This is a genomic window from Streptomyces graminilatus (genome assembly GCF_001418565.1).
GTDB lineage: Bacteria > Actinomycetota > Actinomycetes > Streptomycetales > Streptomycetaceae > Streptomyces > Streptomyces graminilatus.
In genome coordinates, this window is sequence record NZ_LIQQ01000281.1 from 15707 (window position 1) to 41134 (window position 25428).

Here is a 25428-nt window from a genome sequence, read left to right on the forward strand (position 1 = left end):
AACGAGCAGCGGGAGAACAGGTGTCGCCGCCTTCCCGGCGCCCTGGCCGCCGCATCCTGGCATGCGGTCCTCGCCCGACGCCGACGACGTCGACTGAGTTGGATGGCATAGCGATTAGGTTCGCTGTCAAAGGACAAGTTCGACTGCTGCTCCGCCGTGATCAACTGCCCGAATTTGCCAGCGCTGTTGGCCACTCGGCTCGGATGCCCAGGGATCTCTCGCTGCCCTCGCACGGGGTAGCGTTTCCTTGAGGTCGATGGAGAGGACGTTCGCAGCCATGCCGATGCCTGCCGGTACCGACGAGCCCGGAGTCCTGCGCGGGCTCATCCTGGACTTCGCCGGAGTGCTGACCGCTGATCCGAGGCCGACCCACCGCCTGTGGGCCGAATCCGAGGGGCTCCACGCGGAGGCGTGGCGTGCTGCCCTCAACGACAGCGCCGACGGGCGGCGTCTGTACGCGGCGCTGGAAATCGGGCAGCTCGGCCAGGACGAGTGGAACGTGCAGACGGCCGCTTTGCTCGGCACACACATCGACCCGGCGAACCTGATGGGCCGTGCCTGGTCAAAGGTGCCCGCAGCCCAACGCATGGCCGCACTCGCCCGTGCTGCCAAGGAGGCGGGTTACCGGCTCGCCCTCTTGTCGAACAGCTTCGGCCTGGAGCCCTTCAACCCGTACGAGCACGTCGGCATCTGGGACCTCTTCGATGTACACGTCATCTCCGAAGTGGTCGGCATGGCGAAACCGGACCCGGCGATCTACCAACTGACCCTGGACCGTATTGGCCTTCCTGGGACAGAGTGCGTGTTCGTCGACGACCACCCGGTGAATCTTCCTCCCGCCGAAGCACTTGGGATCACCACCGTCCTCGCAACGAACGAGGACACGGCGGTGTCCGAGTTGGAGAGCCTGCTCGGTGTGACCGCCGGGGTACCCGTGCAGGGCTGATTTCAGTTGCCGGGGCCGGACCCGGCGCGGACGCGGGCTGTCGGCCGCGCCCCAGAAGTCGGTACGGTCCACTTCCTGGCGGAGCAGAGGAGGAAATGGCTGTCATGAAATGGTCGGAGTACACCACCGCCCAAAGACTCAAAGCGCTCCGCAACGGCATGACGCAGGAGAAGTTGGCCGAGATCGCTGACGTATCCGTCGGCGTAATTCGAAAGCTGGAGCGCGGCGGCACGGCTTCCCTGCCCTCCTTGCTGTCCATCGCTTCGGCCCTCGGTACCGACATCGCCGTCCTCTTCGGGCAGCAGGAGCCCCGTCGCTCGATGGACCGTGACGAACGGGCGGCCCTGCGCACCTTGTCCGCCGCGACCCATGACGCCGCCATCGGCTTCTCCTCCGACGTGGAGCCGGGAACGGTCGACGAACTCCGGGCCGTCGTCCAGCATGCCGACGCGGCCTACTGGCAGGGGCGATACACAGAGTTGGGGGCTTTGCTCGGCGCCCTGTTACCCGAGGCCCGCGCGCGGTACGACGCCTCGAACACGCACGAGAGGGCAGCCGCGGCCGGCGTTCTGGCCGACACCTTCCAGACTGCCGGAATGGCCGCGAACGTCTGGGGATCACGAGATCTCGCCTACGCGGCGCTCACCTACGGCCGCCAGATCGCCGTACAGGCAGGTGACGATCTGCGCGACGCTCATCTTGCCGCCACCATCTCGTGGGTCAACCTTCGCGATGGGCGGACGGCGCAAGGCTTCTCGCTGGCCGCTGCCCAGGCTGACCGGATCGAGCCGAAGATGTCGGAGCACGACCCGGATCGGCTCTCGGTGTACGGGCAGCTCGTCACCAATGCGGCCGTGGCCGCTTCCCGTGGCGGTTCCTCTCCGGAGACGGCCCGCGAGTACCTGTCCCAGGCCCATGCCGTCGGCGCCCGCCTCGGTACCGAGCACGCTCGTGGGGAACATGCCCAGCCCTACGGGCCGCTGTACGCCGCCACGCAGGCCATGAGTATCGCCGTCGCCCTCGGCGATATCCCAGGAGCCCTGCGGCTGATGGACACAATCAGGCTGGACGACACCGTCCCCCTGGCCACGCGAGCCCGCTACGGCCTCGACGTCGCCCTGACCCATGTGGAATGCCAGCGGTGGGAACGGGCCGCCGACACTCTCGAAGCGGTCTGCGCCATGGCACCCGGATGGGTGCAGCATCAGATGCTGCCCGGAGTGATCATCTCCCGCCTCGCCGGTCTCCCGGTCAGTCGCCTGCGCGGACTGGCCCACGCAGCAGGAGTGCCCCTGGGCGTCCGCTGACTGCCACGACCCGTGGCAGCCTGACGACGAGCCGGTGCGGTACCTGCCACGCTCCATGACGCCACACCCCACCACCAACTGCCGGAACCCGCACGCGGCATGGCGGTACCGGCTCTGCGAACCTCTTCCGCAGCCACGGGACGTGCCTGTTCCGCGCACACCTCCGGCAGCACGCTGGGGACATGCCGAACTCCCTACTCGGCGGCCTCGGACACGTCCCGGTCGCCGTCTACTCCTGTGCCGCGACAGCGGCTCTCGTACGTGAGGCCGAGCGCTGTACGCGCCAATACGCCGACGCCCGGCATTGGCACGTGGCCGGCGCGTGGTTCGACACCGACCCGACCGTGCCCTTGGAGACCCGGCCCGGCTGGTCGGCCATGGCAGGCGCTCTGTCGTCCGGTCTGATCCGTGGCATCGTCGTCGTAGCCGCCTCCCATGTAGTTCTCGACGCAGCGCAGTTCGCTGCCCTGGGTGTCCTGATCCGCGACCGAGGCGGCTTCCTCGCGGAAGCGACGCCCGGGCCACCGCGCCGCACTCCCGGCCAGCAGGTTCGCCGTCGAGCGCTCCTCGAAGGAGCAGCTGGATGGTTTCCGTACGGGCACCTCGCCCCTGAGGCGTCGTGGTGAGCCGGGCGCGGGCCGAAGTCGGCGACGTCGTCCAGGACGCCGCGGGCCAGCAGGCGATCGTGACCGACATCAGACGCAGCGGGACCTGGGTCCTGCGACCTCGGTGGGGTCCCATGACAGCTCAGTGGGAGACCGTCGAGCCCGACTCGCTCACCGTCGTGGAAACCCGCGCTTCCCGCTTCAGCAGCGGACAGGACGCCTGGTGAGGGGCCGCCGCAGCGTCCGCGCCGGGCGCGTTGAACGGTGCGTCCGGGTGCGCCTCGGCAGGCGGCTCGTCGGCCAGGTGGCGACGGCATCCGCCCGCCACCACCCGACGCATGTCACCGCCTACGGCTCCGTCGCTGCCCGGAAGGGGGCTCCAACATGTACGCGTTCGGCCTGTGCATCGACCAGAACTACCTCTCGCCCGGTCTCGTGACGATCGCTGGTCTGGCGGACGGTCTCGCCCCCAGCGCACGTCGAAGCGCGGCCCTGCGCATTCTCACCCTCGACCTTGCTCCCGCGCACATGGTCCTGCTCGCCGACCTTGCCAAGCGCGTCGGCTTCGGACACTTCGACGTCGCTCGTCGCTCACCGCTGCGCGCCTCGCGGATGGCCGACGCCTCGTACATCTCCCTCACGACGTACCTGCGGTTCGAGTTCACGCCCGCGTTCGTCCGCCGCCCCTACCTGGTCTACGTGGACGCCGACACGCTCGTGCGCGGAGATCTGACCGTTCCCCTCCACGACCTCCTCCCGGGGGAAGTCGGCGCTGTGCGCGACGAGTTCAACCCGGTGGTCGGCGCATCCCCCGCGCTTCCCGGCGCGGCGGAGCGATGGCCTCACCTCAAAGGCCGCCCCTACTACAACGCCGGTCTGCTGTGGACCCGCACCTCCGAGCTTTCCGGTATCAGGGCGGGCGTCCAACGTGTCCTGTCCCAGCAGCGCAGGCACATCCTGCACAACGACCAGGACGCGCTGAACCTGTGGCTTCTGCACCACGGGAGAGTGCGCGAGGTCGACCCGGAGTTCAACCGATTCGAAGTCGGCCGGTACCTCGAACGCGGAAACTGGGTCCGCCGCGTCGTCGCCCGGCCTCTACGCTCCGATCCGAACGCCGCGGTGGTCCACTTCGTCGGCCCTGAGAAGCCGTGGCAGGCGGCATGTCCCCCGACGGAGGACGTCCGCGAGTACCGGGCACTCCTGCGGTGCACGATGCGGCACGTCCGCGCGCTGGGCGCGGCCCATCCCGAGCCGGCGGGGATGCGATGACCAGGCCACCGACGATGGTCTCCCGGGCCTGCGCCACCCTCCTCGGGACGCCCGCCCGATCTGCGGACCGACTGAAGGCCAGCTCCCGCATCGCCGTCTACCGCACCGCCCTGCATGACGGCCGGCACGTGATCGTGAAGCTGTACGCGCCCACGGCCCGCCGCAACGCGTTCACCGAGGCGAGGGCGATCAGGGCCGCCGCGACAGCGGTACCCGTTCCCGATGTCCTCGGCCGCGGCACCATGTCCGACGAGGGGGCGACGGCGCTCATCATGGCGGACCTGGGGACGCTCACCCTCGGCGCGGCCGTCCAGGCAGGCCACATTCCACGCGCCCGGGCGCTGAGGGATCTCGGCGGTCTTCTCGCCCGGCTTCACCGAGCACCCGTCGCGCCGTCGATCCCCCGGCGACCGTTCTTCGACACCGTTGCGTCGCTGACCCACCACTGCCCGCCCGACCTGCTGGGCGAGATCGCCCCCGCCCTTGCTGTCCTCGCCGACGCCCCGGACTCGGCGCCGACCGTGTGGTGCCACGGCGACCTTCACTTCGACAACGTCGTCCTCGCAGGGTCGGCACGCACCCCCCACCTGGTCGACTTCACCGACGCTGCCCCCGGACGCCGGGAATCGGATCTCGCCCACGCCGTCGTCATGACGGCCGCCCACTCGCCCTGGGACCGAAGCGCGCTCACCGGGGCCTACTCCCTTGCCTGGAACGACACCCGCCTCGCGGCCTGGGTCGTCATCCACACGGTCAGCTCTCTGATTCACGCCGCCCCCGGCACAGACCACGCCCTGTGGTCGAGCCGTCTGGCCGACCTCGGTCGCCAGACGCCCCACCTCTTCCGACCCGTACCGAAGAAGGGAACCCTCCGATGACCCACCCTGGACTCACGGTTGTCATCCCCGCCCACAACGAAGCGGCCTACCTGCCGCGCTACCTCCCCACGGTCCTGGCCTCCCTCGCACAGTGGCAGGACACAAGCGGGGAGCAGGGCGAAGTGGTTGTGGTCGACAACGCCTCCACCGACGCGACGGCCGACATGGCCGCGTCTTTCGGCGTCCGTGTGATCAGCGAGACCGTCCGCAACATCGGCCGGGTCCGCAACAGAGGCGCTGCTGCCGCCCATGGATCGAGGCTCTTCTTCACGGACGCCGACGTCGCCCTGCCTGCGGAGGCGATCACCGCCGCGGCGGCCGTGATGGACTCGGGGGCCGTCGGCGGCGCCATCCCTCCGCTGTACACCCCCGAGCGCCTGGGCGCCCGCCTGCTGTGCGCGTACTGGGACCACTACCGCACCGCCCACGGAGGCGCGCAGGGCGTCGCCCAGTTCTCCACCGCCACGGCGTTCAAGGCGATCGGCGGCTACCGCGACGACCTGTACATGAGCGAGGACGTCGACTTCTTCGCCCGGCTGGCCGCCCACGGCGGTGCCACCGCCGCCCCGGTCGAGATTCTGGAAGAACTGCGCGTACGGCCGTCCACACGCCGCTATGACCAGTGGTCCAGTCTGCGCATGCTGTGGTGGCAGAACCCCGTCACCGCCCGCCTGCGGCTGAACTCCCCGCGCATGTGGCGCCACTGGTACGAGAGCACCGTCCGATGAGCCACCAGGCCGCCACGCCAGTGGATCTGCCCGTACCGGACGCCGAGGGTATTTACACGTTCCCCGACGACCTCGTCCGCGCACACCAACAGTGGACCGATCAGCTTGGCGAACGGCACCGTGCGGACGACGACCGAGTCATCGAGCTGAAGGCACCCCACAGCCGGCATTCGTACTACATCGAGGCGCGTCGCCCGGAGGGCCGGCCCGTCCTCGTCATCGAACCGCACCACGACGACTTCGCCCTGTCGGCCTCCGGAACCTTTCTGGCCCACCCTCGCCCGCTCACCGTGGTTACGGTGTTCACCCGGTCGCGCAGTGTCCACCCAGCGCTGGAGGGCACCTACTCCACCGAGGCGGCGGTATCCGCCCTGCGCGGCCAGGAAGGCGCTGCCGCACTCACCCCGTTCTCCGCCGCCAGGCTCCTCCTCGACCACAAGGACGCCGACCCGCCCTACCGGCCCTATGACAAGCGCCAGTTGGAGCGCATCACGGATGAACTCCGCGAGATCATCGCCCAGCACCCCGGCACCGAACTCCTGGCCCCCGCCGCCGTCACGCGCCACCCCGACCACCTGCTCGTACACGAAGCCGCGGTCCGTCTCGGATGCCGGTGGTTCTGGGAGGACCTCGCTTTCTGGTCCACGTACGCGCTCACCAGCTGTGACCAGCACCTCTTCCGCACGCGATCAGACCGCCCGGCTCTCAGCCCGTCACTGGTCGACATCACCGACGTCATCCTCGACAAGGTCACGGTTCTCCGCATGCACGGCTCGCAGATGCACCCGGCCCGGAAGGCGTACCGACCGTTCCGCCATGCGTGGACCACTGCCGCTGATCTCCTGGCCGGCACCGGGACCTACGCCGAGCGCTTCTACCGGACGGAGTCCCTGTGAAGGTCATCGCCCTCGAAGGGCCCTCCTACGCCGGAAAGTCCACCGCCATCGCTCACCTGCGCCAACAGGGCATCGAGGACCGTGCGTTCGTCTCGGACTGCTACGTCGACCACATCACCCCCGGCCAGGACATTCCTCCGGTCCGTACGGCGTCCGCAGCCGCACAACTCGCCGCGTTCGAGACGTTCATGTCCATCGAGGGCGTCCGCGTCCGCCGAGCACTGGCCAGCGCCAAGCCCGTGGTGCTCCTCGATCGTTCCGTAGACACCCTGCTCACCCATGCCCACGCCCTCGACGCACTCTTCGGCTTCGACGTCCACCACCAGTTGCGCGACCGGCTCCAACAGCTTCCATTCCTCCGCCCCGATCACACCCTCTACCTCGACGTGCCTGCCGAATTACTGAGCCTGCGCCGCAAGGCCGCCGGGCACACGGCGGCGGAATCCGACTACTTCCTCCACGAGCCCGGGTTCCTCGACCAGACCCGCGACTACTTCGTCTCCGAGACCCACCAACTGGTCTCCCGCAAGGTGACCGTGCTCGCCGCCGACGCCACGCCGCCCGAGGTCGCACACCGGGTGGAAGCCCTCATCACGTCGTGGAAGCGGTGATCGACCGATGCCCACCGTCCTCTTCGCCTGGCGGCGCACACCGCCCCCGCTCCTCATCGGCGGGGCCGAGGTCACCCAGCAGCTCCTCGCCGAGGAGCTGGCCAGATCCGGCTGGCGGACCATCTACCTCGGCTCCCACCAGGCACCCTGGGACCAGACCACGCAGTTGCCTCAAATCCGCGCCTTCCTCGACTCCCACGGCTCCCTGTACGAGGAGACACGGAGCGTCCTGCGCTACCAGTGGAACGGTGTGGACTGCATCGCCGCACCACAGGACCGGATCACGTTCGCCCTGCGCAACCTGCTCGCTCAGGCCCGGCCCGACATCGTGATCACCTCGCAGGAGGGCGCGGACGACATCGCCGAACAGGCCAGGCCAACCACGCTCGTCGCCGGCATCCTGCACTCGGTGTCGAAGACGGGCCTCGGAGTCCTGGCTGGCCGCCCACAGTACGGACTCGCCGTCTCGGAGTTCGTCCGCCGCCGAGCTCCGGAGCTCGGCGGCGGACGCCTCAGTGTCGTCTACCCGCCCTTCACACCCCTCCGGCACGCCCCACTGGCCCCACGAAGCACGTCCGTACTGATGGTCAACCCGATTCCCGCGAAGGGTTCCGGCCTACTCCACCAGCTCATCCGTGACATGCCCGAGCAACACTTCACCCTGATCGAAGGGTGGTGGAACACCGCCGATCAATTCGTTGAGTACCCCAACGTCACTTACGTCCCACGGGTCTACGACATGGACCCGCTCTACCGCACGCACCGCCTTCTGCTGGTGCCGTCCACGGTGGAGGACGCGTTCCCACGTGTGATCATCGAGGCTGCCCTGCACGGGACACCGACCATCGGTTCCGACCGGGGCGGCATTCCGGAGGCTGTCGGAGCCAGCGGGATCGTCATGCCGCGCAGTGCCGGACCGCAGGACTGGGCGAGTGCCATCCGCCCCGCCCGTCACGGGGCTCTCGGGGAGGCGGCCCAGCAGCACGCGGCCCAGTTCGTGCAGCCGCGCCTGCCCGACCTCGAAGCCCTGGGCATCTGCCCCTCGGGGCTTTCCCGGTCTACCCCTCGGTGAAGGCGTCCTCGACCTGGCCGAGCCGGTCGGTCCACCAGTGCAGCAGTGCCTCGTCCGCGATGAACAGCTCCTGGAAGGAGTGATCACCGCGGTCGTAGTGGAACTCCAGCTGCCAGTAGTCCGTCATCCGCTTCCACCACAGCCGACGCACACCATCCGCCAGGGCCTCCACCTCCAGAGGTACCACGGACCGGTAACCACGGACGAACGCCGACACATGTGCGAGGTCGAGCACCCCATCCACCCCGAACTGCACCTGGGCCGTCCGCACGACCTCCTCCGCGTAGGGCCGGACACCGACCCGATCCCAGTCGAGGACGGCGATCAACTCCCCGCCCTCCCACAGCAGATTCCGGTACTGGACATCACCATGTGTCCACCCGTGCCCGCCCGCGGGGACTGTGTCCTTCGGCCGACGGTCCGCATGTTTGACGATCAGTTCACGCCGCTGCTCCAGGGCAGCCGTGACCGCGACATCGAAGGCACTACCGGCGCCTTTCTCCTGGACCGCTCCGGACAGCCGCTCCGATTTCTCAACCGCCCGTTCCGGGCTCGGAACGTCGGCGGTCATCTCCTCGGGCACCATGGGCAGCAGTCCCTGCGCGCAGGCCCGGCCGAGTCCTTCGTGCAGGCGGCCCAGGTGAACGCCCAGATCGGCAGCCTGGCCCGGCGTGAGGTCAACACCGCGGACGTGGGCGCCGTCCGCCCACGGAAACAGGCACCAGGCCCCGCCACCGACCTCGGCAACCAGAGAACCGGAAGCGGTAGCCACGGGGGCAGTGACGGGCAGCCCGTCAGCGGCCAGCGAAGCGAGCACCCCGAGGTTGCGCCCCAACCGATCGAGCGACACATCGGTCACCCGCTTCAGTGCGAACGCCCCGGCCGGAGTGTCCACTTTCCAGTTCGCGTTCATCAGCCCGTCGGCAAGATATCGGCGCTCGCGGACCTCGCCGAGCTCAAAAGCACTGGCCAGCTCGACGAGGAAGCTCTCCGGAATATCGGCCTTGCCTGCCGAGATCGCATCAGTCACATGACGGACGATAGAGGCTGCTCAGGGAGGCTGTGTGCGTATCGCAGACCCGGAGGCTGAACGGATTGGGGCGGAGCCGCCAGGCAGTGGTCTGGCTCTCAGGCCCAGCGGCAGCGCGTTGTCAGTGGTGACGCCTGGACTGGAGTAGCGACGAGGAGTGTCGAGCCGGTCGAATCTGTGGACAACCATGTAGCTCGCCGACCATTTCAACGAGTTCCTGCGCACCACGGTGGACCTGGGCCAGATCAAACTCGATCTTCTCGATACCAAGGTGGAGGCGATTTGCCGGACGCTTAAGGCGGACGAGGGGATCGGCTCGATGATCCTGGACAAGATTCACAGGGCTCGTGGGGGCATCGCACGATCACTGATAGGGCTCACCCTCCATCCCCGACAGGGGACGGGGTGACCGAATCCGAACCCAATTGATTTGGGATCTGACCAGCAAGTTCCGAGGAGGACGCTCCGAAGAATGATTCGAAAATCAGATCGAATTCGCATTGATCTGAATCCTTGAACACGGGCAAACCTCTAATATCTTCCGCAGTCACATGGCGTTCGCAGAATGTACGAGCACGGTCGTTCTTATTTGCCGACTCGTTTTGTCCCAGCGCGGGGTAATAATCCTCAATCGCGCCGCGCTCCCAAACGTAGATATCCTCCTCGCGCAGCGCCTGCAGTAGTTCTAGTTTCAGTTTTCTGAGTTCAGGTTCTGTGGCCTCCTCTAGGATTCTTCGCATAGTGCCTGAAATGGAGCGTGCAAAAAATTCACTGACGGCCTTGTCGAGCTCTTCCCATTCGCAGAGCCCTTGCGCGTACAGCTCCCGCTTGTTTCGTGCTTGCTTCCAGATTTCCTGCACTGCACCACTGGAGCGCATGCTCTTCAAGGTCTTCCCGGAAACTTCAGAGCCCAGATCTTCGGCCTCAGCCATCTCCTTCACCTTGGTAATTAGGAGGTCTCGCATCCTGTGGCAATCTTTGCTGGCACCTAGCTTGTCGAAGCCACTGATCAGAGCGTCCAGGTCGGCTAGTACGGCGACTCGCATTTCGAATCTTGAGAAGAAATTTCGATAGCGTGCAATGCTGCCCTTTCCCTCTACCTTGGCGATTGCTGCTGCATGCTTCTCGAAATCCCACTCCGCGTTGAGGGTCCGAGCGATATGAGGGACAAGGACGTGGTCGCTGGGGCCTTCTACGAGTAGTACAGAGTTGGCGAAAAATGCCGCCTCGTTATTTTCATGCTTGATGATTTCGAATTGGTCGCGAGCCTCCATGTTCGATAGATCGATTACACAGGTTCGACTCGCTGGCGGGTCCAAAGCGTGATCCTTGATCACCTTTACGAAGGTACCAGTTGCTCCAGGCGCATAGAACGATGAGGAGTGAGTGCTGACTAGCACATCATTGAATTCAGAGAAAAAAGTGAGGGCTTCGAAGAGTTTCCGCTGGGCCCGAGGATGCAAGAAGACCTCAGGTTCCTCGAAGAGGAGTAGGCAAGGCTGCTGTGTGCGGTCTGTCGTGACGGGATGAGAAGTTTTCATGTCCACATATGCGCGAAGGATGGCGAAAGCGACTGACCTTCGAAGACCATCTCCCTTGGTCTTAAAGTGACCGCTGATTCCATCATCGATGGAGATCTGAGCCTCTTCCAACAGGCTACGCAAACGAGGCGGAGGGATTTCCAGCCGAACGTTCGCCCGGGGGAACGATTCCTGGAGATTGTTTTGAATTAGTGACTCAATTTTCCGAACTTCGGCCAGGCGCTTGTCTGACTCCTTGCCATTCTCATCTGTGACTACGTTGAGCTGACCTCGAAGTGCTTCGAAGGATGACTCCAGTTCGGGAAGTTGATGCTCGATTTGCCCGAATAGAAGTGCAAGAAGTCGTCCAAAAGTGGCAGTCGACGTTGTCTTTACTTCTTCATTTAGCTCCTTCACGGCTGGAATATAGATTGGCTCTGGGAGGAGGGGGGAAATGGATTTGTCCAGGCCAGTTGGAAGCGTCTCGTCTCCAGCGGTGTAATCGGCATCACTGAATGCTTCAGTGATTACAGAGATCTCTCGCCTCACCGCTGCACGACTAATCTTCCCCTGAAGTTTTTCGGCGACTTCCGGGTACACCTCAGCGACGTTCGCGGCGATAACTTCAGGGGATAGGCCAGGTTTCAGGGTGTCATCGATTACGAGCTTCGTGTACCGATGGTCCTTGGGGACCCTCGTGACGACGCGGAATGTTCCTTTTCCGGAGCCCTCGTAGACCCTCGACAGTGTGATTTTTCCGTCTCGAATATCCCGCTCGATTCGACTCCGATGTCCCGCTTCGAGTCGCATCAAATCGGCGTCAACAATGCCGCCAAAAGTGAGCTGGATTCTGATTGCTCGCTTTCTGTCAAGAAAGTCTGTATCGGCAGCGATTCCTGACCTTAGGAACATGTTAAGCGCTTGGAACACGGATGACTTTCCTGCATTGTTCTCGCCAATGAGGCAGCCGAACCGAGAGAAAGGGACATCCACATGCGTGAGTCCGCGGAAATTCTCGATCTTGATGTTTTCGAGGCGCATGGTGCTCCAAGGGACGCTTGAGCCGCAGAGAGATCATCGTAGATGCCAGTCGCGCGAGCCGGATGTGCTTCCGGAACACGCGTGCTGCTCCCGGGTGGTGTAGGGCTGTGGTGATCATGGCCCAGGTGCACCGGCGGTCGCCGAGACAGCCGACTCACCTACCTCGGGCCTCACACCGATGATGAATATCGCGACTGGCCCAGCGAGACTGTTGGTACGGGCCCAAAGCCACTCGTTCGTGGACGGAACCCTGGCCAGAATCGCCCCCTAGTAGGGTCAAGGCGTGGCCACTCCTCTGTTCTCCGACACCGACCTCCACGGCCTTCCCGCCCTCCCCACAGAGGCCGTGGAGCACGGCGAGGTCTTCACGCGACGCTGGGTGGTCGATCTGATCCTCGACCTCCTTGGCTACACGGCTGACAAGGACCTCTGTGACGTGAGGCTCGTCGAGCCGGCCTGTGGCTCCGGTGCGTTCCTTACGGCCGTGGCTTCGCGTATTAGCACCTCCTGCCGTACGCATGATCGCCCCATCACAGACGCCATTACGGCGGTGCGTGCTCTGGATCTGCTGGAGCGCAACGTGCAGGAGAGTCGTGCAGTCGTCGAGAAGCAGTTGATTGACGAAGGCTGGCGGACTGAGGAAGCGCGGAAAGTAGCCGCATGCTGGGTCGAACAGGGTGACTACCTGCTTCAGCCTGATGCCGATCACCGAGCCGATTATGTGGTCGGGAACCCCCCCTACATCCGTCTCGAAGACGTACCCGATCATCGGATGGCTGCCTACCGCAATGCCTGCCCCACGATGGGCGGCAGAGCAGACATCTACGTTGGGTTTTACGAGGTCGCGCTCCGAAGCCTCAACCCCGGAGGCCGACTTGGTTTCATCTGCGCGGACCGCTGGATGCGCAACCAGTACGGCCGTCGGCTCAGGCAGCTGGTGACGCGCCGCTTCAGCGTGGACCTGGCCCTCGTCATGCACGACGTGGACGCCTTTGATGATCAGGTTTCGGCCTATCCAGCGATCACGATCATCTCTGGCCGTCCCCAGGGCGAAGCGGTCGCGGCTGACACGACCCGGGCGTTCGGAAGCTCTCAGGCCAATGACTTCGCCGACTGGTACATGAGAGGCACGTCGGAGTCGATTACCACGGAGGCATTCCAAGCTGCGCGCATGCCACACTGGTTCCCGGACGAGGACTCCTGGCCAGCCGCGTCACCGGCCAGGCTGGCGCTCCTGGAGGAGCTGACTGAGCGCTTCCGGCTCCTGGAGGACAGCAGGACCGGAACACGTGTCGGCATCGGCATCGCTACCGGCGCCGACAAGGTATTCCTCACCGAGGACGACAACCTCGTCGAACGTGAACGGCTTCTGCCCATGGCCATGGTCCGCGACACCACCAGTGGCACCCTGAACTGGCACGGCACCTACCTGGTCAACCCGTGGACCACCCAGGGTGACTTGGTAGAGCTCACTGCCTACCCTCGGCTGGCCTCGTACTTCGAGAAGCACGGAACTGCCTTGCGTAGGCGCTATGTCGCGGTCAAGCAGCCCCAGCGTTGGTACAAGACAATCGACAAGGTGGACCCCCGCCTGACCCGGCGGCCCAAGCTGCTGTTTCCGGACATGAAGCTGACGATCCACCCGGTCCTGGATGAAGGCGGCTTGTACCCTCACCACAACCTGTACTTCATCGTCTCGGACGTCTGGGACATGCGCGTACTCGGTGGTCTGCTGCTGTCCAAGATCGCGGAAGCGTTCGTGGAGGCGTACGCGGTCAAGATGCGCGGGGGAACACTCCGCTTCCAGGCGCAGTACCTCCGTAAGATCCGCGTGCCCGACCCAGAAGCGATCAGCGAGAGCGACAGGACTGCCCTTGCAGAAGCCTTCGACAACCGCGATGTCGAGGCAGCAACGGAGGCCGCCCTGCGTGTCTACGGGCTCGCCGAGCTGCCTGACTAGGGAGGAACAGATCTTGACGGTATCCCGCCAGGACTTCGAGGACGCCATCGCGGCGTACTGGGGCGCAAAACAACTGCAGAACGAGCAGTCAGCCATCAAGGCCGCAGTCGGCGCCGGCACAGCAGGGGCCGTTCGGGGTGGCAAGCACTTCGACGTGATCGCGATCCTCTTGGCGAAGTTCTTCCTCGAAGCGGGCTACCCGTCTGAGAGTATCCGTGTCAGCAAATCCCAGGGCTTGGAACTGCCTGGTTATTACCGGCCACAGAAGCAGTGGGACCTCGTGGTCGTCCACAATGAAGTGCTCGTCGCGGCCTTTGAATTGAAGGCGCTCGGAGGCCCGTCGTACGGCAACAACTACAACAACCGGGTTGAGGAAGCACTCGGCAGTGCGGTGGACCTCCGCCGAGCGGCCCTCGCAGAGCTGTACCCGAGGGAGAAGCCCTGGCTCGGCTACTTCTTCATAATGCAGGACGGTGAAGGTTCCCGGAGGCCGGTCAAGACCGCCAAGGGAGCTTTGCCTACCGACGAGGTCTGGCACGGTACCTCGTACCAGGACCGGTTTGGCATCTTCTGCGAGCGACTCATGGCTGAACAGCTCTACGACGCAGCCTGTTACGTCACGTCGTCCGCCGAGAACCCGAAGCCGATCGAGCTGGTGGAACGCCTTGACTGGAGACACTTCTCGGCAGCGATCAATGCCCGTCTCACCTATCTTAGGGACCTCGGCATCCCCGGCTAGCCTCACCGCGAGCGGTTCGAACATCCGCCGGATGTCCTGTGACTAGTGCGGCGGATCCTTACGCTACTCAGGTTGAACTTGTAGACATCGGCTGGTCGAGTATGGGGGTTCGGCGATCAGGCCGGTCGCCGCGAGGCCGCCGTCGATCAGGTGAGGGTGGGACTGGATCTTCTTCAGTCTGCGCTTCATGGCGGAGATCAGCTGGCCGGTGGTGCAGTACACCTGGATGAACTCGCTGAAGGCTACGGGCACCTCGCAGGGTTCAGCCCGGCCCATAAACAGCGTCCCCAGGCAGGCAAACCGGCCTATCACCAGCGTTCGCTGGCCGTGGAGAAATCTCGCATCCACCGGCCGAACCGCGAATTCCCCCACGCGGATGACGGCGGCCGGGCTGCCTGGCCGCCAAGACGCCCGTGAGGCCCCGCCCTGCGCTGTCAGAATCCACACACGTATCCGGGGCGCAAGTTCGAGTCGGTGAGAAATAGAGACCGTCGGCGCAATCCTGAGATAGGAAGAACGGGGAGGGCACGAGCATCCGACAGACGAATAGGGGGCAGTCTTGACCAGCAACTCTGGCAGCAGCACTGGGGTCCTGGCTGGCAGGCAACAACTCTCGCGTCTTCGCAAGTCTGTTCGACAGAAAGAGCAAGTCCTGACCTGGAAGCGAAAGCGGGCCCGGTTACGGCTGGCAGCGACCGTCCTGGGCGCATCGGCCTTGGCGATTTGGGTGGTGTGGACAGCGCTGCATTGGGGAGACAGGGCTGTCCTGGTGCGGGGGAGTTGGGTGTGTGCGCCGTCGCTTGGGGCCGCAGTGCTCGTTCTGATCACCATGACTATCCAACACACCGTCATGAAGGAGGCGACCGACAACGTCCAGTCGATGTTCTACCCGGTGCCTTCCCCTGAGCGGTACACCGACTCCATGGCCAAGGTGAAGGACGAGCTAGAGGATCTGCAGGAGGAGATACGGCTTGTCACTGTCACCCCATCCCTGCTAGAGCGCCGGAACTTGTATCGCGAGGAGATGCCGGACGTCATAGAACAGTATCGGTCAGAGAGCCGCCGCTACCGCAGAGTTCACAACTCTCTGCAAGCACTGATCATGGTGGGTTCCACCGCTGTAACCACTCTGGCCGCCATGGAAGCGAAAGACTGGACCTGGCAGACCATCTTGATGATCGGCCTCGGGTTCTGCGTCACCATCGCCACGGCCTTCACGGGCTACTACAAGTACAGAGAGCGCAGCTACTTCCTCCAGCAGACGGCGGATGCCATCGAGGAGGAAGTCAATGGCTTTATGCTCGGTGTCGGCCCGTACACCGAGCAACCAGCGGATCAGGCCATGGCTTTGTTCACACAGCGGGTGGAATCTCTTCGCAACGAACAACGCCGCCGTCAGCAGCAGCTGGATCAGCCTGCCGACCAGGCGCAGGAGCACAGCCAGCCTGTTAGCTGAGGAGTTGCACTATCGGTCACCGTTCGAGACGGGCTACGCCCGCGGGTCTTCGACGGAGTTGGTGGCGCGCCGACGGGTAAACGTGTGACAGCTGGCGGCCGGGTTGAAGCGCAGCCCGACCATGCCCAGGCCGGTGATTACCACGCTAAGTCGTTGGAGCGGGAGTTGCGCTGCAGGTCGCTCGCACACGGCTGGGACTATGAGACCCAGGGCTGGACGCTGGCGCGGGTGCAACTGTCGATCGGGCGGATGTTCCACATCGGGTACACAAAAATGCGTGAGCGATGCGTGAGCGGACGGTGTGGCAGGACATGTCACGGAGTAGTGAACGTATCCAGTCGAACCTGCCCTGACCAGGTGGTTCCGGACGCCGAAGAACCGTCCGGAACCACCCAGCAAGCTTTGGCCAGGACTTTTAATCCATTGGTTGTGGGTTCGAGTCCCACAGGGTCTACGGGTAGTGGGCGGGGGTTATGCCTCTGACCTGCAGTGCAGCGCCTGGGTCGACTTCGGTCGGGTCGGGCGCTGCTTCGTTTTCGGGCGGCGGCCGTAGGCAGCGGCCAGCTCGATCAGAGCTGGGTCGCATGTCGACGAGGCGCTGGAGGCTGTCGGGGTTGTCCTTCGCCGTCAGCGCCGGCAGGGAACGGGGATGGTCGAGGCGCGTCCTGCGGCTTGTCCCAGCTATCCGGCCTCGGCCTCATGCGGAATGGCTGGGACATCGGTTTGTGCAACGGGTAACAGCACGGACCACGCCAGGACCTCGACCAAGTGCTCGGCCAGCAGACCGACGTGGGGATCAGGCTGGACAAGCGCGGTCGTCCGGCCGCGGGCGGTGCGCTCTGCGGCCCATTCGTGGTCGAGGTCCGTGAAGTCGTCGTCGATCCAGATGACGGGCGCGTTGCCGAGCCAGGCGTCGACGTGGTCGCGTTTCCACAGGTATCCGTTGGGGTGGCTGGTGGTGATCTGCGGGCGTGGGAGGTCGATGTACGGCAGGCGCGGGAGGCCGAGGAGCGGGCCGATCAGAGTGCTGGCGTCTTGGCGCCAGCTGGTGCACCAGACGGGGATGACCAGGCCGGTCCGGATCACCTGCGTGAGCAAGGGGCCATGCGCAGGGTTGAGCCACACGGTGACCGGGTTGTCGCTCCTGCGGTCGATGGGCACGACATCGTGCCGGGTGTGGCTTGCCGGACCGGCACCGTCAGCGTCCGGGAAAGGTATGAGGACGCCGTCGACGTCAAGGAGCAGGTAGGGCGGGCGCATCGGGTTCTCCCAGGGAAGCCGGGGGCGGAGTCAGAGTCTGCGCGCGGTGATCAGCAGGGTGGTGGGCCAGCGGCCACCGGGACGGGCGTCCTGGAACTCCTGAGCCGAGGTGAGCCAGAGGCCGGCGCGGTTGAGGTGTTTCTCCCAGCGGTCGGTGTCGAAGTCCCAGCGGGCGATGGGTAGTCGGCTGCGGTCGGGGAGGGCGACGTAGTCGCGGCGGGGCCGGTCGTCGGTGGCGGGGTGCAGGCCGCCACGCCGGGGGTGGGGAACCGAGAAGGCGAGAGTGCACCCGGTGTTCAGGTGCCGGGTGATCGCCGGGAGGAGAAGCTCGGGGGCTACGAGCCCGATGGCGCCGAAGACCGAGTAGACGGCGTCGAACTGTTCCTCGGAGGCTTGTAGGTAGTGCAGGGCGTGACCGGCGGCGAAGGTGAGGTTGTTCAGCCGGCCGTAGTGCGAGCGGGCCCGGCGGACCTGGAGGCCGACTAGGTCGATGCCGGTGACGTGGGCGCCGTAGCGGGTGGCGAGGTGGGCGGCGTTGTGGCCGACGCCGCAGCCGAGTTCGAGCAGTCGCTTGTGGCGCAGGTCCGGGCCGAGGATTTCGGCGCCGGGCCCGCTGCCGGGCCGGGTGGTCCATTCCATCCGGGCGGGTACGGCCAGTGGTTCGGCGGGAGCAGCCGTGGTGCGTTGCAACGCGTGGACGTACCAGGGGGAAGCCTGAGCGGCGAGCACCTATACCTCCAGGAGGTGGAGGACGTCGGTGAGGTGGCGGCGTACGGCCCTGATGTATGCGGGGTCGGTGGCCGGGTCGTTGATCCAGCGGATGGACTGTTCCATGAACCACTCGACGGCCCACATGCGGTGCCAGCCCAATGCCCACTTCTCGGCGGACAGCCCGCCGCGTTCGGTGAGGGCGTCGGGGGTGCCGCCTTCGGTGACGTACGTGTTCAGGAAGACCCGCAGACGGACGGGGTCGGGGGTGTCGAGGGTGCCGTGCCAGCTGGCGAGGTCGAGCAGGCCGGGGCCGGTGAAGGCGCGGGCGAAGTCCAGTAGCCGCCAGCCGTGTCGGCCGATGTGGAGGCTGGTGGGGTGGAACTCGGAGTGCACCCAGCCGAACGGGGCCACCGTCGTACCGGCGGAGCGCGTCTCGGAAGCCCGGGTGATCCGGTCGAGGGCGTCTTCGACGTCGTACGTGTCCTGCCACCGGTCGGCCTTGCGGAGTCGGCCGAGGTGTTCCAGGGCTCGTCTCGGCAGGGTGCGCAGCCGTTCCTGATCCAGGACGGGCAGGGCGGAGGCGGTGCGGGTGCCGTGCAGGACGACGGCCGCAGCTGCGCCGTCGAGGTCGTCAGCCTCGCGAATCGGAGCGCCGAGGTCTTCCAGCAGCATGCCGAGCCAGCCGTCCAGCCCCGCGGAGGCACGAACGACGGGCACCGGGACCCCGAGGGTTTGGGCCAGCCGGAGGGCCTGGTCCTCGCTGTCGAACGGCCTCTTGGCGTACTTGAAGATGGCGGTGGTGCCGTCGGGGAAGGCCAGACGCTCGACGCCGGACATGGACCACACGCGCACCTCCTCGCGAACGGCGGCGGTGAGGCCGGCCAGGGTGAGCAGGTTGTCGAGGAGTTCGGTACTGGGGTTCGCGGTCATGTGGGAGCTCCAGGGGGTTGGTGGCGTCCGGGGCGGGCGAGAGGTGCCGGCCCGCCCCGGAGCCAGGGCGGTGGCGCTACGCGGCAGGGCTCACGCGGTGGGCGTAGACCTGCTCGATCCACCCGGACTTGAAGGCGGCGAGGTCGTCGCGGAAGGCGTTCATCGAGGCACCGTAGGGCGCCACGACGCCACCGCTCTGGTCCGGCACGGACTGGCAGCCGTGCACGAGCCGTCCGCCGAGGGCGGCGTGGGCCTTGATGGACTCGATGCGGCGGTGCTCGTTGAACCAGCCGCCGTGGTAGACCTCGTCGAGCATGCCGCCGGTCTCGTCGTCCAGGTCGAAGACGACGGAGGTGGCGGCGGGGAAGAACCAGCACGGGCCGACGTTGGAGATGTGTCCGTCCAGCTCGACCTTGTTGAGCGCCATCAGCGTGGCCGCCTCGCGCAGCATCCGCAGGTGGTCGGCGGTGAACTGCGGCAGGCCGAGGGCGGGGAGGTGCTCATCGCGGAAGAGGTACGCGTACACCTCGTAGGCGGTGGTGAGTACTTGGGCGGCGTCCGAGGTGGACTCGGCGTGGACCTTGATGAACTCCAGCGCGAGCTGCTCGACCGCGCTCTCGGTCGTCTCCTCCACGTCCAGGAGCTGGGACTTGACCAGCTCCCAGTCGGCGACGAGCCACGTGCTGGACTCGAAGCGGAAGAAGTACTCGGCCGGGTCGATGATGATGCGCCGGCCGTCGACCTGGATGCCGGGCAAGCGGCTCCAGCGCTCGTCGAACGCCTCGGGCAGTACGACCGTGATGGCCGCGGTGCCGATGGTGGTCACCTTGTCTCCGTCTCTGATCGGCCGGGTCCGGGCACAGGAATGCCCGAACCCGGTTTAGGCGTACGGAACTTCGGGGCCGCCCGGCTGAAGGGGGAGCCTGGTCGCGGTGTCGGACCGGGGGCGGGCGGCTGATGATTAGTGAACACTTCGTCACGCACAGTGGGTACGGTGAGAGGCAGTTGAAGCGGTATACGCGGTTTACGGCCCCGGACGGGAGGCGAGCGTGGCAGCGCCGAGAGGCCCCAACTCCCGCCTGCGCGACACCATTGCCGCGACCGGCTGCACCTACGAGGCCCTGGCGCGAGACGTCCGGCGCATCGCGGCTGAGAACGGCGAGATCCTCCAGACCAACAAGTCGGCCGTCTCCCACTGGGCCAACGGCACCCGCCAGCCCACCGGCCGGACCGGGCAGTACCTCGCCGAAGCCCTGTCCCGCCGAACGGGCCGCATCATCACCCAGACCGAGATCGGCCTACGCGCACCTGATGGCGAGAAGTCAGCCGAAGGGGATCCCGTCGTAGCTGCAACTGACCTCGGCCGGGCCGATGTTGAGCGCCGCCGCTTCCTCGCGGTGGCCGCCTTCACCACCGCCGGTGTCGCCATGCCGCTCGCCCACGACCACGAGGCCACCGCCCGCATGCTCCGCGCCCGTACCGGCACGTTCGTGGTCGGAGCGGAGGACGTGGATGTCGTACGGCAGATCACCGAGGCCTTCAGCGCGGCCGACGAACGCCTCGGCGGCGGCCACGGACTGACCACGGTCACCGCGTACCTCGCCGACACCGCCGCCCCTATGCTCCGGGGCCGCTTCCCGAGCGAAGCCCTACGACGAGCAGCCTTCGGCGCGGTGGCCGAACTCGCCTACCTGGCAGGCTGGAAGCACCACGACCTCGGCCAGGAAGGTGCCGCCCAGCGCTACTACCAGGTCGGCTACCAGCTCGCCTGTGAAGCCGACCCGCACGGCCACGCCGCCTGGATGATGCGTGCCCTCGCCCACCAGGCACTCAGCCTCAAACAGCCCCACCACTGCGTCGACCTCGTCGAAGGCGCGCTCACTCGTGGCCTCGGGCACGTCGACGGCCAGACCGAGGCCCTCCTGCACATCACCCATGCCCGCGCCTACGCCGCTGTCGGTGAGCGGCCCGCAGCGGCCCGCGCCCTGCTCGCAGCCGAAGACGCCCTCCTGCGGGGCGACGTTCCTCAGCCCAGCTACTCCCGCGTCAGCGGCCCTGCCGCCGGTACCGTCGCCAGCCACACCGCCCGCACGCTCACCGACCTTGGCGACCACATCGGCACCGAGCAACAACACCGAGACGCCCTGATCCGCTGGGACCCCGGGAAGTACAAGCGCGTCCACGCCCTCACCTACGCCGACCTGGGCGACAGCCTCGCCGCCCAGGCCCGCGCCGACGAAGCGGTCGCTGCCTGGTCCCAGGCCCTGACCTTGATGGAGGGCATGACCTCCGACCGCACCCGCAAGGCCATCACCTCGCTCCGATCCACCCTCTCCATCTACCACCGCCGCAAAGTGCCCGGAGCCGCCGAACTCGCCCGCCGCGCACGCGAAGCACTGGCCTAAGCTGCCCACCAACCGGCCGACGAAGGGACACCAGCCGTGGCTCAGCGGACAACCGACGACCAGCCCAAAGCCCTGCCGCCCGCCCTCGAATCCATGACCTTGCTGGTCGCCGCCGTCATCGTCCACGACCAGGCCACCAACCGGGTTGTGCTCCTCCAGCGGAGCCAGAACGCCAAGTTCGCCCAGGGCATGTGGGACCTCCCCGTCGGCAAGAGCGAACCCGGCGAGCCTGTTACCGAGACCGCGGTACGGGAGCTGTACGAGGAGACCGGCCTGACCGTGAAACCGGAGTCCCTGAAGGTCGCCCACATCATCCACGGCGCCTGGGGCGTCGAGGCCCCCAACGGCTTCCTCACCGTCGTCTTCGCCGCCCACGAGTGGAGCGGCGAAGCAGAGAACCGTGAGCCACGCAAGCACGCCCAGGTCTGCTGGGTTGATGCCGATGCCATCCCCGAGGAGTTCGTGGACACCACTGCGAGCGCGCTCCACCGGTATCTCACCGGTGGGCCTCAGGTGTCGCTGGACGGATGGGCATAGGGACGAGCGTGGCGTCACCATGGCCGGACAGAATGGAATCCGTCCTGCCGGCCGCGGACGGAAAGGTTCACGTGCTCTATGAGTCGTGGGGGTATGAGGACATCGGACAGAGCCAGCCGTCACCAGCCTCGCCGGTCCTCACCGTAATGATTCGCGCCAACCGCTGACTGGCACTTACATGCGACCGATCCTGGTCACAGCGGGAATCCGCTCGAACCGTCAACCTGAACGTCATGAAGGAGTACGGCCCCTACCTGGTGGGCGCCATCCTGTTCGCCCGGATCACCCTGCTCGTCGTGCTGATCACCCAGGCTCCTCAGCCTGTCCGTTGAGTCGGCGAAGGCTGGGCGACGACGCTGAATTGGCTGCTCAGCAGTGCTCCTCTGCGTGAGCGATGCGTGAGCGGACGGAGCCGCACAGGTCATCACGGAGAAGACCGTGCAACGAGCCACATCTGTCCTGACCAGGTGGGTCCGGACACCGAAGCAGCGTCCGGACCCACCCAGCAAGATCACGCCAGGACTTTTAATCCATTGGTTGTGGGTTCGAGTCCCACAGGGTCTACGGGTAAGCCCCAGTTCAGAGTGCGTCTGGACTGGGGCTTCCGTTGTTTTCGGGGGTGAGTGATCGCTGGCTGGCCCGCTGCTCGCCCGGTGCTCGACCGGAATGCTGGCGATCACGGAGCGGACGTGAGGACGGGTAGGTCCGGGTGGGCGGCTTCTCGCACAGCGGCTCGTGCAGGACGACGGTTCCGCCGCCGCCCGATGCCGAGTCTTTCGGGAGCGTCGTGGAGTTGGTCGGGCGAGATACCGGCCAGGCCGGCGACAGCCTCCGCCACGCGGCCGAGCTGCGCGAGCGGGGGCACGCTCTGCCCGGCGCCGGGCAACTCCTCGCAGCCCTGGAGGAACGAGGCGTGCGCCAGTCCGTCGTGACCGGCAACGTACGGCAGGCCGCGGAGACGAAACTCGCCGCGTTCGGGCTGGACGGCTATGTGCGCCTCGATGATGGTGCGTACGCCGAGGACGGCGAGGGTCGGCCTGAGCTGCTGCCTGCTGCTCTCAAGCGGGCCGGAGTGGGTCCGCAGGGTGCGGTGTTCCTCGGAGACACTCCCGCCGACGTCGCCGGAGGGCTGGAGGCCGGTCTCCGGGTGGTGGCGGTTGCCACGGGCCGCACATCTGCGAGCGACCTGCGCGCCGCCGGCGCCCACGCTGTGCTGGACGGGCTGTCGGACACTGACCGGGCGCTCGCCGTGATCGGTGCCTGAACAATTGCGGTCTGGTGGGAACGCGGTCCAGTTCGCGCAGCCGCGCCTGCCCGACCTCGAAGCCCTGAGGATCTGGCCCTCGGGCCTTGCCCGATCTACCCCTCGGTGAAGGCGTCCTCGACCTGAAGCCCGCACGCGGCAGGGCTCCGGCGGCGTCGCACGATCACGAACCGGACATCCTGCGACTACGCCGAAGTCCTGGCACGGGAAGGCTCCGACTGGGGTAACTGGCCCGCCATTGAACTTGTCGACTGGGTGCAGAGGGCCAGGAACTCCGGGGCGCGGGCTCGATACTGCAATCGCCGCGCAAACACGCCGGGTCGTCATTCCGGGCGGTTGCACGGGAGAGTGAACCGGCCCGCAGTAAATAATATTGCGGATGTCGCGGCTCGGACATTCCTCAGCCGGTGCGTCGACTGCGCAGACTTCCTCGCTCCGCCAGGCGCTGGACACCGTGATGTGTCGACCTGGTTGTGCCGAGTGCCCAGCAAGTGACTGCCTACCGCCATGAGGCCTCGCGCATCAGATAAGTGCAGGCCGTGGCCTGATCCTCGGCGAGGATCCCAAGATCGTGAAGTGGCCTCGCCTCGACCGATGCCCATGGTGACTGCCTTCTTCGCGGGGCGTACGTGATCTTCCGGCGGTGATATTCCGTTCCGCCCGCCGGGCCGTGTGATTGCATCGGGCACGAATTATGGTTTTACAACCACCCGGCCCAATAAGTATTTCTACGCATCGCGCGTCACCCTTCGCGGGAATTATCACTCGGCACACTTCTCAGTAATATGCCAGCCCCAGGTACAGGCGATTCTGTGCGACCGGGAACCGCCAAAACCACACGCTCAAAGGAGTTGGCCCCTCGATGACGCTGAATATCCCTGAAGCGCCGCTACGGCGCACCATGTCGGTCTGGTTCGCGGCGCTGACGGCCGTGGTGATCGCCGCCGTCGTGCTCGCGATGACGCCGACACGTGCAAGTGCCATTGCCACACCCGTACCTCTCGGTACGGCGACCAGCTTCGCCGTACTGGCCGGTTCACAAGTCACCAACACCGGGCCCTCATCGATCACCGGTGACCTCGGAGTATCGCCGGGAACGGCCATCACCGGATTCCCGCCCGGCACGGTGATCGGGGCCCAGCACTCCGCGGACGCGGTGGCGCTCCAGGCCAAGAGCGACCTGGTCACGGGGTACAACAACGCCGCCGGTCAGGCGCCGGACGTCACCTACCCCACCGCTCCCGACCCCGTGGAGCTAGGGGGCAGGACGCTGGATCCGGGCGTCTACAAGGCGCCCATCTCCGCGGGTATCACCGGCACGCTCACACTCGACGCACACGGCGACCCCAACGCCGTATGGGTCTTCCAGATCGGTTCGACTCTGACGACGGCATCCGGCAGCAACGTGTCGCTCGTCAACGGCGCCTCGCCGTGCAACGTGTACTGGCAGATCGGCAGTTCGGCCACCCTCGGTACCAACTCCGCGTTCGTGGGCACCATCATGGCCCAGGAGTCGATCACCGTCACGACGGGAACGACCATCGCCGGCCGGGCGCTGGCCCGTACCGGCGCCGTGACGCTGGACAACAACACGATCAACCGCGGTACGTGTGCCGCCGGCGGAACCACCGGTGGCCTGATCACGGGTGGCGTTGTGGCCGGTGCCACGACGGGCGGCGCCACAGCGGGCACGACGGGCAGCACCACGGTCGGCGTCATCGGCGGCGTGCCGACGGGTGGCGGAACCGGCGGCGGTCTTCTGGGCGGTGTCCTGACGTCGGGTGGAACCACCGGCGGCGCGCTTGGTGGTCTCATCGCGGGCGCCACCACAAGCGGAACCACGGGCGGTACGAACGGTGGTGTGACAGGCGGTGGCTCGACCGGTGGAAACGGCTATCCCGATCACGGCCACAAGCCCGGCGGCCACGGTCACGGCGGGAAGCCTGATGAGCACGGTGGTTACGGCGGTAAGGGCGGGCATAAAGGCAAGCCCGACAAGCCCCACAAGCCCGAGGGCTACGACAACGGTCACGAAGGCCATCAAAGGAAAGCTGCCTAGCTCCCCTTGAGCGAGCAGGGCGACGGCGCGCGACGGATCGTGGTCGATTCCGTCGCGCGCCGTTGGCGCAATCTCAGGAGAAACAGTGAGAGAAGCCAGGATGGAAGGCCCGGGTGGGGCCGTCGCGGGCGGCACCGAAACGGCGGACGTCGACGAACCGGACCGGAGGAGCCGGGATCGGGATGGCGACCGGGGCGGGGA

24 protein-coding genes and 2 pseudogenes are annotated in these 25428 nt (G+C 66.2%); 19 read left to right on the top strand and 7 right to left on the bottom strand.

Annotated elements, in window-relative coordinates; genetic code table 11:
• Positions 1-277 precede the first annotated feature (277 nt).
• The 10 genes from AOK08_RS23640 to AOK08_RS23680 all read left to right on the top strand — a co-directional run bounded on the left by AOK08_RS23640 (position 278) and on the right by AOK08_RS23680 (position 8315).
• Positions 278-946 carry an HAD-IA family hydrolase gene (locus tag AOK08_RS23640; protein ID WP_198539353.1) on the top strand — a complete coding sequence of 223 codons (669 nt, stop codon included), beginning with the start codon at positions 278-280 and terminating at the stop codon, positions 944-946.
• 95 nt (positions 947-1041) lie between these two features.
• Entirely contained in the window at positions 1042-2253 is a 1212-nt protein-coding gene (locus tag AOK08_RS23645) for a helix-turn-helix domain-containing protein (protein ID WP_241827062.1), read from the top strand.
• A gap of 182 nt (positions 2254-2435) precedes the next feature.
• Positions 2436-2879, top strand: coding sequence for a hypothetical protein (locus AOK08_RS43550; protein ID WP_079054230.1), 444 nt, complete (start codon positions 2436-2438; stop codon positions 2877-2879).
• Positions 2876-3085, top strand: a complete 210-nt coding sequence (locus tag AOK08_RS23650) for a hypothetical protein (RefSeq protein ID WP_055529598.1) — start codon at positions 2876-2878, stop codon at positions 3083-3085. Before AOK08_RS43550 ends, AOK08_RS23650 begins: the two co-directional genes overlap by 4 nt.
• A 157-nt stretch (positions 3086-3242) precedes the next feature.
• The gene (locus tag AOK08_RS23655; protein ID WP_055529560.1) at positions 3243-4130 is read left to right on the top strand and encodes a glycosyltransferase family 8 protein; all 888 of its coding nucleotides are present in this window, start codon (positions 3243-3245) and stop codon (positions 4128-4130) included.
• The gene (locus AOK08_RS23660) at positions 4127-5008 is read left to right on the top strand and encodes a phosphotransferase family protein (protein WP_055529562.1); all 882 of its coding nucleotides are present in this window, start codon (positions 4127-4129) and stop codon (positions 5006-5008) included. The genes AOK08_RS23655 and AOK08_RS23660 overlap by 4 nt, the downstream gene beginning before the upstream one ends.
• Positions 5005-5736 carry a glycosyltransferase gene (locus tag AOK08_RS23665; protein WP_055529564.1) on the top strand — a complete coding sequence of 244 codons (732 nt, stop codon included), beginning with the start codon at positions 5005-5007 and terminating at the stop codon, positions 5734-5736. The genes AOK08_RS23660 and AOK08_RS23665 overlap by 4 nt, the downstream gene beginning before the upstream one ends.
• Positions 5733-6632, top strand: a complete 900-nt coding sequence (locus tag AOK08_RS23670; protein WP_055529567.1) for a PIG-L deacetylase family protein — start codon at positions 5733-5735, stop codon at positions 6630-6632. The genes AOK08_RS23665 and AOK08_RS23670 overlap by 4 nt, the downstream gene beginning before the upstream one ends.
• Entirely contained in the window at positions 6629-7243 is a 615-nt protein-coding gene (locus tag AOK08_RS23675; protein WP_055529569.1) for a hypothetical protein, read from the top strand. Before AOK08_RS23670 ends, AOK08_RS23675 begins: the two co-directional genes overlap by 4 nt.
• 7 nt (positions 7244-7250) lie before the next feature.
• Positions 7251-8315 (top strand): glycosyltransferase, encoded by a 1065-nt coding sequence (locus AOK08_RS23680; RefSeq protein WP_055529571.1) that lies wholly within the window; start codon positions 7251-7253, stop codon positions 8313-8315.
• On the opposite strand, the gene AOK08_RS23685 is transcribed toward AOK08_RS23680, so the two are convergent.
• Both AOK08_RS23685 and AOK08_RS43555 read right to left on the bottom strand, forming a co-directional pair.
• Entirely contained in the window at positions 8302-9345 is a 1044-nt protein-coding gene (locus AOK08_RS23685) for a phosphotransferase (RefSeq protein ID WP_055529573.1), read from the bottom strand. The two genes, AOK08_RS23680 and AOK08_RS23685, sit on opposite strands and share 14 nt — an antisense overlap.
• Before the next feature lie 377 nt (positions 9346-9722).
• A complete protein-coding gene (locus AOK08_RS43555) occupies positions 9723-11906 on the bottom strand; it encodes an AAA family ATPase (protein WP_079054231.1) in 2184 nt (727 codons plus the stop codon).
• Positions 11907-12189: 283 nt separating this feature from the next.
• On the opposite strand from AOK08_RS43555, the gene AOK08_RS23695 reads away from it, so the two are divergent.
• Both AOK08_RS23695 and AOK08_RS23700 read left to right on the top strand, forming a co-directional pair.
• Complete coding sequence (locus AOK08_RS23695; protein WP_079054232.1) at positions 12190-13866, top strand: Eco57I restriction-modification methylase domain-containing protein; 1677 nt, start codon at positions 12190-12192, stop codon at positions 13864-13866.
• 13 nt (positions 13867-13879) lie between these two features.
• A complete protein-coding gene (locus tag AOK08_RS23700; RefSeq protein WP_055529577.1) occupies positions 13880-14605 on the top strand; it encodes a PaeR7I family type II restriction endonuclease in 726 nt (241 codons plus the stop codon).
• A gap of 63 nt (positions 14606-14668) precedes the next feature.
• Here AOK08_RS23700 and AOK08_RS23705 read toward each other — a convergent pair whose 3' ends face one another.
• Positions 14669-14977 (bottom strand): hypothetical protein, encoded by a 309-nt coding sequence (locus AOK08_RS23705; RefSeq protein ID WP_157876764.1) that lies wholly within the window; start codon positions 14975-14977, stop codon positions 14669-14671.
• 187 nt (positions 14978-15164) lie between these two features.
• Between AOK08_RS23705 and AOK08_RS45890 the strand changes: the two genes are divergently transcribed.
• Both AOK08_RS45890 and AOK08_RS48915 read left to right on the top strand, forming a co-directional pair.
• Positions 15165-16061 (top strand): DUF4231 domain-containing protein, encoded by an 897-nt coding sequence (locus AOK08_RS45890; protein WP_157876765.1) that lies wholly within the window; start codon positions 15165-15167, stop codon positions 16059-16061.
• 153 nt (positions 16062-16214) lie between these two features.
• Positions 16215-16331, top strand: a pseudogene (locus tag AOK08_RS48915) (IS630 family transposase); the annotation flags it as partial.
• Between the two features lie 411 nt (positions 16332-16742).
• Here the strand turns inward: AOK08_RS48915 and AOK08_RS23715 are convergent.
• The 4 genes from AOK08_RS23715 to AOK08_RS23730 form a co-directional block, all read right to left on the bottom strand.
• Positions 16743-17321: an HAD domain-containing protein gene (locus tag AOK08_RS23715; RefSeq protein WP_055529581.1), complete on the bottom strand. Its 579-nt coding sequence runs from the start codon at positions 17319-17321 to the stop codon at positions 16743-16745.
• A 30-nt stretch (positions 17322-17351) separates the two neighbouring features.
• Positions 17352-18050, bottom strand: a complete 699-nt coding sequence (locus tag AOK08_RS23720; RefSeq protein ID WP_055529583.1) for a class I SAM-dependent methyltransferase — start codon at positions 18048-18050, stop codon at positions 17352-17354.
• Complete coding sequence (locus AOK08_RS23725) at positions 18051-18962, bottom strand: phosphotransferase family protein (protein WP_055529585.1); 912 nt, start codon at positions 18960-18962, stop codon at positions 18051-18053.
• Positions 18963-19038: 76 nt separating this feature from the next.
• Complete coding sequence (locus tag AOK08_RS23730; protein ID WP_055529587.1) at positions 19039-19788, bottom strand: hypothetical protein; 750 nt, start codon at positions 19786-19788, stop codon at positions 19039-19041.
• Positions 19789-20011: 223 nt separating this feature from the next.
• Here AOK08_RS23730 and AOK08_RS23735 point away from each other — a divergent pair, with 223 nt between their 5' ends.
• From AOK08_RS23735 to AOK08_RS23750, 5 genes and pseudogenes are all read left to right on the top strand, one after another.
• The gene (locus tag AOK08_RS23735; protein WP_055529589.1) at positions 20012-21367 is read left to right on the top strand and encodes an NsdA family TPR-like regulatory protein; all 1356 of its coding nucleotides are present in this window, start codon (positions 20012-20014) and stop codon (positions 21365-21367) included.
• Between the two features lie 36 nt (positions 21368-21403).
• Positions 21404-21904, top strand: coding sequence for an NUDIX domain-containing protein (locus AOK08_RS23740; RefSeq protein WP_055529591.1), 501 nt, complete (start codon positions 21404-21406; stop codon positions 21902-21904).
• Between the two features lie 50 nt (positions 21905-21954).
• Positions 21955-22071, top strand: a pseudogene (locus AOK08_RS47515) (GNAT family N-acetyltransferase); the annotation flags it as partial.
• A gap of 620 nt (positions 22072-22691) precedes the next feature.
• Positions 22692-23168, top strand: coding sequence for an HAD family hydrolase (locus AOK08_RS23745; RefSeq protein ID WP_241827063.1), 477 nt, complete (start codon positions 22692-22694; stop codon positions 23166-23168).
• An 862-nt stretch (positions 23169-24030) separates the two neighbouring features.
• Positions 24031-25227, top strand: coding sequence for an ice-binding family protein (locus AOK08_RS23750; protein ID WP_055529593.1), 1197 nt, complete (start codon positions 24031-24033; stop codon positions 25225-25227).
• Positions 25228-25428 lie beyond the last annotated feature (201 nt).

Coding starts and splice junctions, on each gene's coding strand:
- AOK08_RS23640 (WP_198539353.1), top strand. CDS start 278: ATGCCGATGCCTGCCGGTACCGACGAGCCCGGAGTCCTGCGCGGGCTC.
- AOK08_RS23645 (WP_241827062.1), top strand. CDS start 1,042: ATGGCTGTCATGAAATGGTCGGAGTACACCACCGCCCAAAGACTCAAA.
- AOK08_RS43550 (WP_079054230.1), top strand. CDS start 2,436: ATGCCGAACTCCCTACTCGGCGGCCTCGGACACGTCCCGGTCGCCGTC.
- AOK08_RS23655 (WP_055529560.1), top strand. CDS start 3,243: ATGTACGCGTTCGGCCTGTGCATCGACCAGAACTACCTCTCGCCCGGT.
- AOK08_RS23660 (WP_055529562.1), top strand. CDS start 4,127: ATGACCAGGCCACCGACGATGGTCTCCCGGGCCTGCGCCACCCTCCTC.
- AOK08_RS23665 (WP_055529564.1), top strand. CDS start 5,005: ATGACCCACCCTGGACTCACGGTTGTCATCCCCGCCCACAACGAAGCG.
- AOK08_RS23670 (WP_055529567.1), top strand. CDS start 5,733: ATGAGCCACCAGGCCGCCACGCCAGTGGATCTGCCCGTACCGGACGCC.
- AOK08_RS23680 (WP_055529571.1), top strand. CDS start 7,251: ATGCCCACCGTCCTCTTCGCCTGGCGGCGCACACCGCCCCCGCTCCTC.
- AOK08_RS43555 (WP_079054231.1), bottom strand. CDS start 11,906: ATGCGCCTCGAAAACATCAAGATCGAGAATTTCCGCGGACTCACGCAT.
- AOK08_RS23715 (WP_055529581.1), bottom strand. CDS start 17,321: ATGCGCCCGCCCTACCTGCTCCTTGACGTCGACGGCGTCCTCATACCT.
- AOK08_RS23725 (WP_055529585.1), bottom strand. CDS start 18,962: ATGACCGCGAACCCCAGTACCGAACTCCTCGACAACCTGCTCACCCTG.
- AOK08_RS23750 (WP_055529593.1), top strand. CDS start 24,031: ATGACGCTGAATATCCCTGAAGCGCCGCTACGGCGCACCATGTCGGTC.